The following is a 13,853-nucleotide window of genomic DNA, read 5'->3' as shown; positions in this document are numbered from 1 at the left end:
CGGCGCATCGACGCAGTGGCTCGGATCGGCTGCACAGTTTTGCTGCACCACGATACGAATCGTGGCAGCTTTCGCTGCAATAACGCGCTTGACTTCGTAACTGATCTCAACGACCGTGCTGGGCAAGCGTTGGGCAGTTCAGCCCGTCAACGCAGCGAGTTTCAACCATTTCCAACATCGCGCGGATTTCGCGTGCTCGGTTGGCGGCGAGGGCGCCCTCGGCTTAACGAGCCGATGGGCGCCTTTTTCATTTCGGGACGAGTGATGGCGCGGACGACATACCGGATCGGCGTAATGCTCTCGACGACGGGGTCCTATAGCGTCGTCGCGCGATCAATGCTGAATGGGGCGCTGCTCGCCTTTCGCGAGATCAATGCGAGCGGTGGTGATATTGCGCTCGAGCCGGTGGTCGTGAATCCGTCCGGCGACCTCGCGAGCTATCGCTCGCTCAGCCTCGAGCTGCTCGGTTCCGGCGTCCGGCATGTGGTCGGCTGCTACACCTCGTCGAGCCGCAAGGAGGTGATCCCGTGCTTCGAGAAGCTCGACGGACTGCTGTGGTATCCCTCTCACTACGAGGGATTCGAGAGCTCCGATAACGTCATCTACACCGGCGCCGCGCCGAACCAGCACGTGCTGCCACTCGTCGACTACCTGGCATCCCGCCTCGGTTCGCGGGCCTTTTGCGTCGGCTCTAATTACATCTGGGCTTGGGAAAACAACCGCATCTTCCGGGAGGCACTGACTGCGCGCGGTGGCACCGTGCTCGCCGAGCGGTATCTCTCCGTCGGCGACACCGAGGTCGATCAGGTGATCGCGGCAATCATCGACCAACGCCCCGACTTCGTCTTCAACAATCTGATCGGCACCAGCGCCTACGCGTTCTTCCGGGCGTTCCGGGCCGCCTGCCGCGCGCGCGGCATCGATCAGGCCGCGGAAATCCCGGTTGCGAGCTGCACGCTGTCGGAGCCGGAATTGCCGGAGATCGGCCCGGATGCGATCGATGGACATCTATCCTCGAGTGTCTATTTTTCTTCGCTGAACTCGGCGGAAAACGGCACCTTCATTCGCTCCTATACGGCGTCCTTTCCGGACGGACCGGTCTCGTCGGCGGATGCCGAAGCGTCCTACATCGCCGTCAAGCTGCTCGGAGCGGCCTTGTCGCAGGCCGGCACCGACGACGCCCGGACGGTCCGCGCCGCCGTGGCAGACCAGCGGCTGCACGCGCCGCAAGGCGAGGTCCGCATCGACCGCCAGACCTTCCACGCCTGGCTTACGCCTCGGATCGGCCGGTCGACCGCCAACGGGCAGTTCGAAGTGCTGCTGGAATCGCGCGAGCCGATCGCGCCGGATCCCTATCTCGTTCAGTCGTCGCCGCGCTTTGCCAGCGCAATGCGCTCTCCACATCTGAAGGTGGTGCAATCATGAGCTCCCGACTGCTGCAGAACTTCAAGGGCGGCCGTGCGATCGTCGTCACCAGGCGAGGAGGGTGGGAGAGCGCGCTCGAAACGACGCTGGCCAAGCTCGGCGTTTCCACGGAGTACCCGGAGATCATCGACGGTCGCGCCCAGATCGATGTTGCGAGTCTGCAGGCCGAGCGTGACATCCTGTTCATCGACGGCGATCTCGAAGGCGCAGTCGCCATCGAGGTCAATCCTGCCTCGCGATTGCCGCCGGCGCCGGTGATCGGTCTCGTTGGCGTCGAAGCGCCGAGCCGGCTCAAGGCGCTGGTCAATCTGGGCGCGACCTCATTCCTGCGCAAGCCGGTGCATGGCGGCGCGGTCTACACGTCCCTGTTCATGGGCATCAACCAGTTCCTGCTGCGCGCCGAGATGTATGAGCGCCTGCAGGGTCTCGAGGAGCGCCGCCGCGGCCGCCGCGCGGTGATCCGGGCCGTCATCCTGCTGATGCGGCAGGAGGGCCTCGACGAGGAAGGTGCCTATTCCCAGCTCCGCCGCGAGAGCATGCGCGCGCGGCAGAACATGGAACTCTATTGCGAGGAGTTTCTGAGCAAGCGGGCTAAGCCGCCCGACACGTCCAGCCGCACGATCGGCATCACGCTGCAAGGCGGCAACAAGCAGGCCATCTAGGAGAAGCAAAATGAGCAAGTCTGTATTGCGGGGGCTGCGCGCCGCAGCCCTCACGGGGACGCTTGTCCTCGGATCACCCCTTGGATCACACTTGGCGCTCGCGGCGGAAAACCCGATCAAGCTCGGCGTGCTGGAGGATCAGTCCGGGGATTTCGCGGCGGCCACGATCGGCAAGGTTCACGCCATCCAGCTCGCCGCCGACGAGATCAACAAGGCCGGCGGCATCATGGGCAGGCCGCTGGAGCTCGTCACTTACGACACGCAGTCCGACAACACCCGCTACCAGGAGTTCATGCGGCGCGTGCTCCAGCGCGACAAGGTCGATGTCGTGTTCGCAGGCTTCTCCTCGGCCTCGCGCGAGGCGTACCGTCCGATCGTCGACCAGTTCAACGGTTTTGCCTTCTACAACAACCAGTATGAAGGCGGCGTCTGCGACGGCCACATGATCGTCACTGGCGCCGTGCCCGAGCAGCAATTCTCGACGCTCATCCCCTACATGATGGAGAAGTACGGCAAGAACGTCTACACGCTCGCAGCCGACTACAATTTCGGCCAGATCTCGGCGGAGTGGGTCCGCAAGATCGTCAAGGAGAACGGCGGCAAGATGGCCGGCGAGGAATTCATCCCGCTCGGCGTATCGCAATTCTCGCAGAGCATCCAGAACATCCAGAAGGCCAAGCCGGACTTCGTGGTCACGCTGCTGGTCGGCACCGCGCAGGCCTCCTACTATGAACAGGCGGCCTCCGCCAACGTCAACCTGCCGATGGCCTCCTCGGTCAATGTCGGCCAGGGCTACGAGCACAAGCGCTTCAAGCCGCCGAGCCTCAAGGACATGTACGTCACCACCAATTACATCGAGGAGATCGACTCGCCCAAGAGCAAGGCGTTCTACGCCAAGTTCAAGGCCAAGTTCCCGAGCGAGCCTTATGTGAACCAGGAGGCGGAGAACTCCTATCTCGCGGTCTATCTCTACAAGCAGATGGTGGAGCGCGCGAAGTCGACCAAGCGCGAGGAGATCCGCAAGGTGATCGCGCTGGGCGACGTCTGCATGGACGCGCCGGAGGGCAAGGTCTGCATCGACCCCAAGAGCCAGCACATGTCGCACACGATCTATCTCGCCAAGGTCGGCGCCGATCACTCGATCTCCTTCCCGAAGGTCTGGGAGGACATCAAGCCGTACTGGCTGGGTGAAGCCGGCTGCGATCTCACCAAGAAGGATCCGATGGCCCAGTACACGCCGTCGAATCCGCCGCCGAAGCCCTGACCGGCGGCTGATCGCCCCGGCGCTTGCGGCGCGCCGGGGCGGTCACGGACATCTGCGGCGGCGACGCCGCATCCTCCCACATCCTGGTTGATTCATGGACATCGCGACCCACGTATTCTCGGCGCTCTATCAATTCGGCGACGCCTTCGCATTCCTGGTGCTCTCGGCCTGCGGGCTCGCGGTGATCTTCGGCATGATGGGCGTGATCAATCTCGCCCATGGCGAGTTCATCATGTGCGGCGCCTACGTCACCGCCGCGACCGTGCATGCCGGCCTCCCGCTGCCGCTGGGAATACTGGCCGGCACGCTCGTGTCGGCGCTGGTCGGCGTCGTGGTGGAGCTCGCGGTCATCCGTCATCTCTACGACCGGCCGCTCGACACCATCGTCGCCACCTGGGGGCTCAGCCTGATCGCCACGCAGGGCACGCTGATCATGGTCGGCTCGACCATGGCAGGCGTCGGCACGCCGTTCGGCAGTTTCCAGGTCGGCGACTATTCCTATTCGATCTATCGCATCGTGCTGTTCTGCGCCGCACTCGGCGTGCTCGCCGCGCTCTACGCGCTGTTCAACTGGACGCGGTTCGGCGTGCTGGCACGCGCCACAATCCAGGTGCCGCACATGGCGGCTGCGCTCGGCGTCGACACGCGCCTGATCTACAGCCTCACTTTCGCCTGCGGGGCAGGGCTCGCCGGTCTTGCCGGTGGTCTCTATGCGCCGACCATGACGCTGGTGCCGACCATGGGCGCGACCTTCATCATGGAGGCCTTCGTCACCGTGGTGATCGGCGGCGCCGACGTCTTCCTCGGCACGGCACCGGCCGGCGGCGTGCTTGCGGTGGTGAAGTCGGTGATGACGTCCTGGCAGGGACAGCTGTTCGGCCAGATCGGTCTGCTGGTCGCTGTCATCATCGTCGTCCGGGTGTTGCCGAAAGGCATTTCCGGCTTCGTGCTGCGCGAGCGCACCTGACGGAGTGATGGCGTCGTGACCGGTCTCCTTGCAATGTTTCGCCGCCTCGAAGGCCCGCAGACCGTCGGTCGCGGTCCGGCCTTCTGGGGCCTGTTCGCACTCGTGCTCGCTGCCGCGCTCGCCTATCCGCTGTTCAGCGACGGCTACACGGTCGGCAATACCGTCTACTTCTTCGTCTGGGTCTTCATCGCGCTCAGCCTGTGCGTGATCTGGGGCTATGGCGGCTCGCTCTCCTTCGGCCAGACCGCCTTCTTCGGGATCGCAGGCTATGGCTACGGCATCCTCACCATCAATTTCGGCTCGGCCTACGGCTTCACGCTGCTGGCGCTGGTGATGGCGGTTGGGATCGCGGCACTGTTCGCGGTTCTGCTCGGCTACTTCATGTTCTTCGGCCGCATCGCCGGCGTGTTCCTCGGCATCGTCACGCTCGCAGTGACCCTGATGCTGGAACGCTTCATGGCACAGACTGCGGGGCCGGAATGGCACATCGGCAGCGCGCGGCTCAACGGCTTCAACGGCATGAGCGCGATGCCGCCGCTGACCATCCCCTGGCCGGGCGAGCCGATCGTGCTGTTTGCCGATGTCGGACTCTACTACCTCGTGCTCGGCCTTCTCGTCTTCGTCTATCTGGCCTTGCGGATCCTGATGAACTCGTCTTTCGGCAACGTCATCGTCGCGATCCGTGAGAACCCGGAGAGGGCGGAGATGCTTGGTTACGACATCCGCAAGTACCAGCTCATCACCTTCGTCATCGGCGCCGCGCTCGCAGGGCTCTCCGGCGTGCTCTACACGGTGTGGGGCCAGTACATCACGCCGTCGAGCATGGGCATGACGGCCGCGGCGCTGCCGCTGATCTGGGTCGCAGTCGGCGGTCGCAGCGACCTGACGTCGACCGTGATCGGCACGCTGGTGGTGCTCGCCGCGTTCCAGGCGCTCACGATCTATGGCAGCCAGTACGCGCTGGTCTTCATGGGTGTGCTGCTGGTGCTCACGGTCCTGATCGCCCCGAACGGTCTCGTGCTGGGGGTGATGAACTGGCTCGGCCGTATCGCCGCCCGTCTCACGCGGAGGGCCGGCTGATGTCGCTGCTCGAACTGCGTCAGCTGAACAAGCATTTCGGTGGTCTGCACGTCACCAATTCCGTGGATCTCACGCTGCAAGCCGGCGAGATCCATTGCCTGATCGGCCCGAACGGCGCCGGCAAGAGTACGCTGTTCCGCCTGATCCTCGGCGAGCATCATCCCGGCAGCGGTGACATTCTCTTCGCCGGCGAGAACATCACGGCGCTGAAATCCTTTGCGCGGATTCACCGCGGCCTTTCGGTCAAGTTCCAGGTGCCCGGCGTCTTCAAGGGCCTGTCGGTCCGCCAGAATCTCGAGATCGCCCTGCAGAGCCGGCATCGCGGAGCGGAGCTCGAAGCGGAGATCGGCCGGCTGCTGGCCTTCCTCGGGCTGGAATCGGAGCAGGCGCAGATCGCCGGCAATCTCAGCCATGGCCAGAAGCAATGGCTCGAGATCGGCATGGCGGTCAGCCTGAAGCCGCGCCTTCTGCTGCTGGACGAGCCCACCGCCGGCATGTCGCCCGAGGAAACCCACATGACCGGCGAGATGGTGCAGCGGCTCAATGCCGACGGCATGACGGTGCTGGCGATCGAGCACGACATGGCCTTCGTGCGGCAGGTCGCGCACCGCGTCACCGTGCTGCATCTCGGGCAGGTCTTCGCGCAAGGCTCGATCGACGAGATCGTGGCCGACGAACGCGTGGCGGCGATCTATCTGGGGCAGGCCCATGCTTGATCAGCCGCGCAAGGAAGTGATCCTGTCGACCCTGGGCTTGCGCGCCGGCTATGGCGGCAAGCCGGTGCTCCAGGGCCTCGAGATCGAGGTGCGGGAAGGGGAGATCGTCGCCGTCATCGGTCGCAACGGCGTCGGCAAATCCACGCTGATGAAGAGCCTGATCGGACTGGTGCCGGCGATGAGCGGCTCGATCGTCTATCGCGGCGAGGCGGTGGAGCTTCTTCCCGCGCACAAGCGGGCGCGCCTCGGCATGGGCTATGTGCCGCAGGGGCGCGACGTGTTTCCGCGGCTGACCGTCGGCGAGAACGTCGCGGTCGGCGCAGCGATCAAGGGCGGCGGCATTCCCGAAGCGGGCCGGCGCAAGATCGTCGAAGCCTTTCCGATCCTCGAAGAGCGTTGGCATCAACGCGCCGGCACCATGTCCGGCGGCCAACAGCAACAACTCGCGATCGGACGGGTCCTGATCGCGGACCCGAGCCTCATCCTGCTCGACGAGCCCTCCGAGGGCATCCAGCCCAACATCGTCCAGGACATCGCGCGCAACATGGTCGAGCTCAACCACAGGACCGGGGTGACCATCATCCTGGTCGAGCAGAATCTCGACATGATCCGCGCCATGGCGCAGCGCTGCTACGTCATGGACAAGGGACGCATCGTCGCAAACCTCGATCGCGCGGCGCTCGACGACGCGGCCGAGATGCGCCGTCATCTCGCGGTTTGAAGACCTACGCCAACGACAGAAGGAGAAAAGCAAATGTCCTGGCAGCAAGACTCCATCATGGCCCGCAAGGGCGTCGCCAAGGGCGAGCGCGGCACCAGCTACACGATCACGGAAAGCGAGCAGGGCAAGTACCACTATGTCTACGGCCCCTATGTGAAGCCGGTGCTGACGGTCGATCCGGGCGCGGTGGTGGCCGCCGAAACACATGACGCGTTCGAGGGCGCCATCAAGAACGAGACCGACAGCCCGTCGAAGATTCTCAACTTCCCGTTTCTCAATCCGCAGAACGGGCCGATCCATGTCAACGGTGCCGAGAAGGGCGATACGCTGGCGGTCTATATCGAGAGCATCGTGCCGCGCGGGCCGCAGCCGCGTGGCACCACGGTGATCATGCCGGAATTCGGTGGCCTGGTCAGTACGGGCAACACGGCACTGCTCAATCCGGCGCTGCCCGAGCGCGTCAAGAAGCTGGAGATCGACGCCAAGACCGGCACCAAATGGAACGACAAGATCACGTTGCCCTATGAGCCCTTCATCGGCACCATCGGCACCTCACCGGAGATCGAGGCGATCTCGTCGCTGGTCCCGGATTACTATGGCGGCAACATGGATCTGCCCGACGTCGGCGTCGGCGCCATCATCTACCTGCCCGTCAACACCAAGGGCGCGCTGCTGTATCTCGGCGACTGCCATGCGGCGCAGGGCGACGGCGAGCTCTGCGGCGTCGCCATCGAGCATCCGACCGTGACCACGGTGCAGGTCGATCTCATCAAGGGCTGGACCATCGCCTGGCCGCGGCTGGAGACCAAGGACTTCATCATGACGATCGGCTCGGCCCGTCCGATGGAGGATGCAGCCCGCATCGCCTATCGCGAGCTCTGCCGCTGGATGGCGGCGGACTACGGCTTCGACGAGATCGATGCCTACATGCTGCTGACCCAGGCCGGTCGGGTGCGTCTCGGCAACATGGTCGATCCGAAGTACACGCTCGGCGCTTCCATCAAGAAGTCCTATCTCGGTTGAGGCCAGCCAGCTCATGTCCACCGTGCACAAGGTCGCCACCGTCCAGTTCGAGCCGATCATGTTCGAGAAGGAGCGCAACATCGCGCGCCTGCTCGAACTCTGTGAGCAGGCGGCGGCGGCCGGCGCGAAGCTCATCGTCACGCCGGAAATGGGAACCACGGGCTATTGCTGGTTCGACCGCGCCGAGGTTCGGCCCTATGTCGAGCGGATTCCGGGGCCGACCACCGACCGGTTTGCGGCGCTGGCACGCAAGCATGACTGCTACATCGTGGTCGGCATGCCTGAAGTCGACGAGGACGACATCTATTTCAACTCGGCCGTGCTCGTCGGGCCCGATGGCATCGTCGGCCGCCATCGCAAGACGCATCCCTATATCTCCGAACCGAAATGGGCGGCGGCGGGCGACCTGCACAACCAGGTTTTCGACACGCCGATCGGACGGATCGCGCTCCTCATATGCATGGACATCCATTTTGTGGAGACTGCGCGGCTGATGGCGCTGGGGGGCGCGGACGTCATCTGCCATATCTCCAACTGGCTCGCGGAGCGAACGCCGGCGCCTTACTGGATCAGCCGTGCCTTCGAGAACGGCTGCTACGTGATCGAGAGCAACCGCTGGGGTCTCGAGCGCACCGTCCAGTTCAGCGGCGGGAGCTGTGTGATCGCGCCGGATGGCCAGGTGATCACGGTCCTCGACAAGGGCGACGGGGTCGCGCTGGCCGAGATCGATCTCGATATTGCGCGTGCGCGCCGCGTGCTGGGCGAGCCTGTCTTCCGTCAACGCCGGCCCGAGCTTTATCCGGAGCTGCTCACCGACACCTTCAGCTGGAATCCGCGCGATTTCTTCGGCCTTTACGGCCACGAGCCCTGGCCGGAAGGAGTCCGCTCGCGCATTGCCGCGGCCCAATTCGCACCCAGTGCCGATGTTGCGCGAAATCTCGAGGCGATCGCGAATCTTGCGCGGCAGGCCAAGGCCGATGGTGCGATGCTCGTCGTATTCCCGGAACTCGCGGTCACCGGCTTCGCCGATCCGGCGAGATCGGCGCAGCCGATACCGGGCCCCGCCACGGAGAGCCTGCACGCGCTCGCTGCGCAGCTCCAGATCCACGTCGTCTGTGGGATGGCCGAGCGCGCGGGCGATGCCGTCTATAACAGCGCCTGCCTGATCGCTCCGGATGGAAAGATCACGCCCTATCGCAAGACGCATTTGATCGAAGAGGAGCGGAGCTGGGCCACGGCGGGCGACGACTGGGCCGTCGTCGACACGCCGATCGGGCGAGTAGGCCTGTTGATCGGCCACGATGCGGCGTTTCCGGAGGCGGGGAGGGTGCTCGCACTTCGCGGCTGCGACATCATCGCGTGCTGCGCGGCGGTCAAGGGCCCCTTCGGTTCGCCGCATCCGGGGACATCCGTTGTGCAGCCGGCCCCGATCCCGACCGGCGCCGATCCGCATCATTGGCATCACTTCCGCGTCCGCGCCGGCGAGAACAACGTATTCCTGGCGTTTGCCAACGTCTTCGATCCTGAACACGGCTATCCCGGCCTGAGCGGTGTGTTCGGCCCCGATACGTTCGAATTCCCCCGCCGCGAAGCGATTGCAGCGGACGGCACGAGCCTTGCTACAGCTGTCGTCGACACCACCAATCTGGACAGCGTGTACCCGACCAACGTCGTGCGACGAAAGGACCTCGTTTCGATGCGAATGCCACACAGCTATCGAGGGTTGGTCAGGGCAATGGCAAATAACCACTGAACGTGTAAATCTACAGGGAAGAAAAGGAGCCGATCATGGATCTAGGACTTGCGGGCGCCAAGGTTCTCGTCACCGGCAGCACCAAGGGGATAGGCCGTGCGATCGCGGAGACCTTTGCCGCCGAGGGCGCAAATCTCGGCATCTGCGCGCGCAGCCAGGCGGACGTCGACAGCACCGTTGCAGCGCTCAAGAGCAAAGGCGTCGCGGCCTTCGGCGCTGCGGTCGACGTGTCCGATGGTGCGGCACTCAAGGCCTGGGTGGTCGACATGGCGACCAAGCTGGACGGAATCGACGTCGTCGTGGCCAATGTGAGCGCGCTCGCCATCGGGCAGGACGATGAAAGCTGGGCCAAGGAATTCTCGACCGACATGATGGGCACGGTCCGGCTGGTGAATGCGGCCATGCCTTATCTGGAGAAGAGCCGCGCCGGTGCGATCGTCGCCATCTCCAGCGTCTCCGGGCGCGAGGTCGATTTCGCGGCCGGCCCCTACGGCACCTTCAAGGCCGCCATCATCCACTACACGCAGGGTCTCGCCAATCAGCTCGCACACAAGGGCATCCGCGCCAACACGGTTTCGCCGGGCAACACCTATTTCGAAGGCGGTGTCTGGAACACCATCAAGGACAACAATCCCGAGCTCTACAAGGCGGCGCTTGCGCTCAATCCCACCGGCCGGATGGGGACGCCGCAGGAGATGGCGAACGCAGTCGTATTTCTCGCAAGTGGCGCCGCCAGCTTCATCACAGGAACGAACCTCGTCGTCGACGGTGCCCTGACGCGCGGTGTGCAATTCTGAGGCGCGAACGCTGAAACGCAAATCTGTCACCCGCGTCATGATTGACCGTGTGATCGCAGGGCCGGCGCGGCCACTGCTGCCCGCATTGTGCAGGGCAGCGATCTCCCCGCGCGGATTTTCGGGCGCCCTCATTCGTGCAAAATGGCGAGCCCGGTCCCGAATACGCAGAAGATGTCCCTTCTCTCACGGCGAGAACTGCTCGATGCGGCGGCGCGTCTCACGGCGCTGGCTGCCTGGCCCGGCGGTGCGACCGCCGACGATTACCCCTCCCGCTCCATCAAGCTGGTCATTCCCTATACGGCTGGCGCCGCGGGTGATCTGATCGGCCGTCCCTGGGCCGACAAGGTCGCGCCGCTGCTCGGCCCGGTCCATGTCGAGAATATCGGGGGCGCCGGCGGTGCGATCGGCTCCGCAGCGGTGGCGCAGAGTGCTCCCGACGGCTACTCGCTTCTGCTCGGCAATGGCAGCACGAAGGTGACGATTCCGTTGTCCTCGGCGCAGCCCGCCTACGACACGATTCGCGATTTCCGCGCCATTTATCGGCTGATAACAAGCACGCTTGCATTCGCTGTTCATCCGTCCCTGCCGGTGAAGGACCTGCGGGAGCTGGCAGCCTTTGCGAAGGCGAATCCGGGCGGGCTTTCCTATGGCACTCCGGGGGTCGGCACCGGCAATCATCTCGTCGGAGAGATGTTCAGGCAGCAATCGGGTCTTGCGGCAGATTTGATCCACGTCCCTTACCGGGGCATGGCGGCCGCTACCAACGACCTCGTCAATGGCGAGATCAACGCGGTTATTGCGGTGGTCTCGAGCCAGCTCCTGCAATTGCACTTTGCCGGCAAGCTGCGGCTGATCGCCGTGACGAGCGACCGGCGGCTGAGCGGCGCGCCGGAGATTCCGACGGTCATCGAATCCGGCATGCCCGGCCTCAGATACGCCGGCTGGTTTGGCCTGTTTGCTCCAAAAGCAACCCCGGATGCGATCGTGGTGCGGATCGCTGCGGCGACCCGCACGGCGATGGCTGATCCTCAGTTGCAGGAAAGCTATCGTTCGCAGGGTCTGGAGCCGGACATCGATTCAGGCCCCGATAAATTCCAGCGCCTCGTCGAGGACGAGCTCGTCCGCCTGGCTCCCATCGTCAAGTCGATCGGGCTCAAGCGCGACTGAGCGCTTCTCAGAGTCGTACCGCGGACGTAGCAAACGCTTGAGCGACCGGCTCCTGGACTCGATTCAGGATCACCATTCCCGCAATCGCGATGACCAGGGCCGCGACGCAGCCAAGTAAAAAAGCCTTCATCCTCAGCCTCCCCCGATTGGAACATCAAGCCATCTATACGACACGACGTATCGCGAGCAAGCTCGTCGATCCCGTCACGGCATCCGCGGTCCTATGGGCTCTTGAACACGGGATCGGCGGAAAACGCATTGCCCATCAAGCCAAGGGACTGAAGCCCGGCGCTGTTCAAATCGACTTCCAGGATTGCGAGCAGCAGCGCGAGCACGACGGCAACGAGGAAGAGGAAAGGCGAGGCTTCTCGCGCGGCGGGATCTTGCAGGCCATCAATGGCGCCAAGAACCCGTAGCCGCGCAATCATCCGCATAATCGGCCCCGTTCGACCCTGCATGCGGTTTCCTCGACGTGAGCAGGCAGAATCTAGTGTCCGGGCTATCGGCATTCAAGCGGCGGATGCGCGAGGCAGGCTGTTGCGCTGCACGATTCGGAACGGAAGCAGGCCTCGCAGGTTTCTTGCAAGCCCAGTGAGCGCATCGGAGGCCTTGCGTGAAATTACCGAGAACCATCTTGTGCTTCGCAGCATTCTGCTTTGTTGAGAGTGCCTTGGCCCAGCCCGCGCAAACCAACCCGTCGGCGACGCAAACCCCTCCCGAAGAGAAGGGGCAGGCTCAGCCGCAGGGTTGGACGGGCCCAATCAATACAGGTTCGGGTGGTGCGCCGGCCGAAAGTCCCCAAGGCCAGAGTCCGCCTGGAATGCAGGCCGCGCCGGAGGGATCCTCCAAGACCACCACGGCACCGGCCAAGTAGACCGGTCCCGAATGTTCATTTCGGCCGCCCGTTCTGGCAATCTTGACAATGCGAACGTCAAGCGGGGCCGTCCGGAAATGAACAGATCGCCTTTGTGCACGAAGGTGGCCGTAGCGCTGTGGGCCATCCTTGCCGGATCTTCCGTGCACGCCGACATGGTCGGACACGGTGGCCCGATTCGGGCTCTTGCCGTTTCTCCGGACGGGGAGGACCTTCTGTCCGGCAGCTTCGACACGGCGGTCATTCGCTGGTCGCTCAAGACGGATACCGCAGAGCAAGTGCTGCGGTATCATGCCGGTGGCGTCAATGCCGTTGCCTTTCTGCAGGACCGCCGCATGATCACGGCCGGCGCCGACGCACGAATTGCGGTGTGGACGGCGGGCCGGCTGGAGCCAGACCGGGTGCTGGAGGGACATATCGCTCCGATTTCGGCGCTTGCTGTGTCGCCCGATGGGGCGCTGCTCGCATCGGCGTCATGGGACCGGACGGTGCGGCTCTGGTCGCTGTCGGACGGCACGTCCCGCGTGCTCGAAGGGCATACGCAGAACGTCAACGGCGTCGCTTTCCTGCCGGACGGCAGGCTCGTCAGTGTCGGCTACGATCTCGCGCTGCGCATCTGGCGTTTGCCGGATGGCCAGCCTGAGATCGTGACGTTGCCGGCGCCGCTGAACGCGGTGGCCGTGGCGCCGGATGGTGAAATCGTCACGGGCGCGGTCGATGGCAGGCTGCGCATGCTGACGACGGACGGCAAGGTCAGCGGCGAGGTCGCGGCCAGCCCGACACCGGTGGTGGCCTTGACGATGTCGGCGGACGGCGCGTTGATCGCTGCCGCCGGCACCGGCGGAACAGTCGCGATCATCGATCGCAAGTCGCGCAACCTGCTGCGCACGCTGGTCGGGCCCGGGCTGCCGGTGTGGTCGGCCGTCTTCCTTCCAGATCGCGAGACATTGATGACGGGTGGTGCGGACGGCAGGATCAGGCGCTGGAATGCGCGCACCGGCGATCCCATCGGCTCGGGTCTGATCGGCACACCCGCCGATCCGCTCGCCGCCTATGCCGGCGATCATGGCGCCGATGTCTTTCGGGCGTGTGTTGCCTGTCACACGCTGTCGGACAAGGAGGTGCAGCGTGCGGGTCCGACACTTGCGGGACTATACGGCCGCAGGATCGCTTCGCTCCCGGGATATCGCTTCTCCGATGCGCTGAAGACGATGGACATCGTCTGGACACCGGAAACGGTCGCAAGATTGTTCGAAATCGGGCCGAATGCCTACACGCCCGGCACCAAGATGCCGGAGCAGCGCATCGGCTCGCCCGAGGACCGGCGCGCGCTCACCGAGTTTCTGGGCCGCGCCACGTCGCGATAGCGACCTCTTCTGCTCCTGCGAAGGATGTTTGCTTCGT

The 13,853-nt window shown here is 64.4% G+C and carries 13 protein-coding genes; all 13 read left to right on the top strand.

Going from position 1 to position 13,853, the window contains the following annotated elements; translation table 11 throughout:
- Positions 1–264 precede the first annotated feature (264 nt).
- The 13 genes from ACM42_RS00795 (at position 265) to ACM42_RS00735 (ending at position 13,816) form a co-directional block, all read left to right on the top strand.
- A complete protein-coding gene (locus tag ACM42_RS00795) occupies positions 265–1,425 on the top strand; it encodes a transporter substrate-binding domain-containing protein (RefSeq protein WP_271526226.1) in 1,161 nt (386 codons plus the stop codon).
- On the top strand, positions 1,422–2,087 hold the full coding sequence (locus ACM42_RS00790) for an ANTAR domain-containing response regulator (RefSeq protein ID WP_271526225.1): 666 nt from the start codon (positions 1,422–1,424) through the stop codon (positions 2,085–2,087). The genes ACM42_RS00795 and ACM42_RS00790 overlap by 4 nt, the downstream gene beginning before the upstream one ends.
- 10 nt (positions 2,088–2,097) lie before the next feature.
- A complete protein-coding gene (locus ACM42_RS00785; protein ID WP_271526224.1) occupies positions 2,098–3,351 on the top strand; it encodes an urea ABC transporter substrate-binding protein in 1,254 nt (417 codons plus the stop codon).
- A gap of 94 nt (positions 3,352–3,445) precedes the next feature.
- Positions 3,446–4,318, top strand: coding sequence for an ABC transporter permease subunit (locus ACM42_RS00780; RefSeq protein WP_025035503.1), 873 nt, complete (start codon positions 3,446–3,448; stop codon positions 4,316–4,318).
- 33 nt (positions 4,319–4,351) lie between these two features.
- A complete protein-coding gene (locus tag ACM42_RS00775) occupies positions 4,352–5,398 on the top strand; it encodes a branched-chain amino acid ABC transporter permease (protein WP_442868883.1) in 1,047 nt (348 codons plus the stop codon).
- Entirely contained in the window at positions 5,398–6,114 is a 717-nt protein-coding gene (locus ACM42_RS00770) for an ABC transporter ATP-binding protein (protein ID WP_271526222.1), read from the top strand. Before ACM42_RS00775 ends, ACM42_RS00770 begins: the two co-directional genes overlap by 1 nt.
- Positions 6,107–6,835 carry an ABC transporter ATP-binding protein gene (locus tag ACM42_RS00765; protein WP_271526221.1) on the top strand — a complete coding sequence of 243 codons (729 nt, stop codon included), beginning with the start codon at positions 6,107–6,109 and terminating at the stop codon, positions 6,833–6,835. Before ACM42_RS00770 ends, ACM42_RS00765 begins: the two co-directional genes overlap by 8 nt.
- Positions 6,836–6,868: 33 nt before the next feature.
- Positions 6,869–7,858, top strand: a complete 990-nt coding sequence (locus tag ACM42_RS00760; RefSeq protein ID WP_271526220.1) for an acetamidase/formamidase family protein — start codon at positions 6,869–6,871, stop codon at positions 7,856–7,858.
- Between the two features lie 13 nt (positions 7,859–7,871).
- Complete coding sequence (locus tag ACM42_RS00755) at positions 7,872–9,611, top strand: nitrilase-related carbon-nitrogen hydrolase (protein WP_271526219.1); 1,740 nt, start codon at positions 7,872–7,874, stop codon at positions 9,609–9,611.
- Positions 9,612–9,646: 35 nt separating this feature from the next.
- Positions 9,647–10,408, top strand: a complete 762-nt coding sequence (locus tag ACM42_RS00750; RefSeq protein ID WP_028176770.1) for an SDR family NAD(P)-dependent oxidoreductase — start codon at positions 9,647–9,649, stop codon at positions 10,406–10,408.
- Between the two features lie 171 nt (positions 10,409–10,579).
- Positions 10,580–11,575: a Bug family tripartite tricarboxylate transporter substrate binding protein gene (locus ACM42_RS00745; protein ID WP_271526218.1), complete on the top strand. Its 996-nt coding sequence runs from the start codon at positions 10,580–10,582 to the stop codon at positions 11,573–11,575.
- 89 nt (positions 11,576–11,664) lie between these two features.
- Entirely contained in the window at positions 11,665–11,991 is a 327-nt protein-coding gene (locus ACM42_RS00740; RefSeq protein WP_271526217.1) for a hypothetical protein, read from the top strand.
- Positions 11,992–12,604: 613 nt separating this feature from the next.
- The gene (locus ACM42_RS00735; RefSeq protein WP_271526386.1) at positions 12,605–13,816 is read left to right on the top strand and encodes a c-type cytochrome; all 1,212 of its coding nucleotides are present in this window, start codon (positions 12,605–12,607) and stop codon (positions 13,814–13,816) included.
- Positions 13,817–13,853: the final 37 nt, after the last annotated feature.

The organism is Bradyrhizobium sp. CCBAU 25338 (assembly GCF_028128965.1).
Lineage (GTDB): Bacteria > Pseudomonadota > Alphaproteobacteria > Rhizobiales > Xanthobacteraceae > Bradyrhizobium > Bradyrhizobium liaoningense.
The sequence above is the reverse complement of the archived record's forward strand: the minus strand, read 5'-3'. Positions and strand labels throughout refer to the sequence as shown.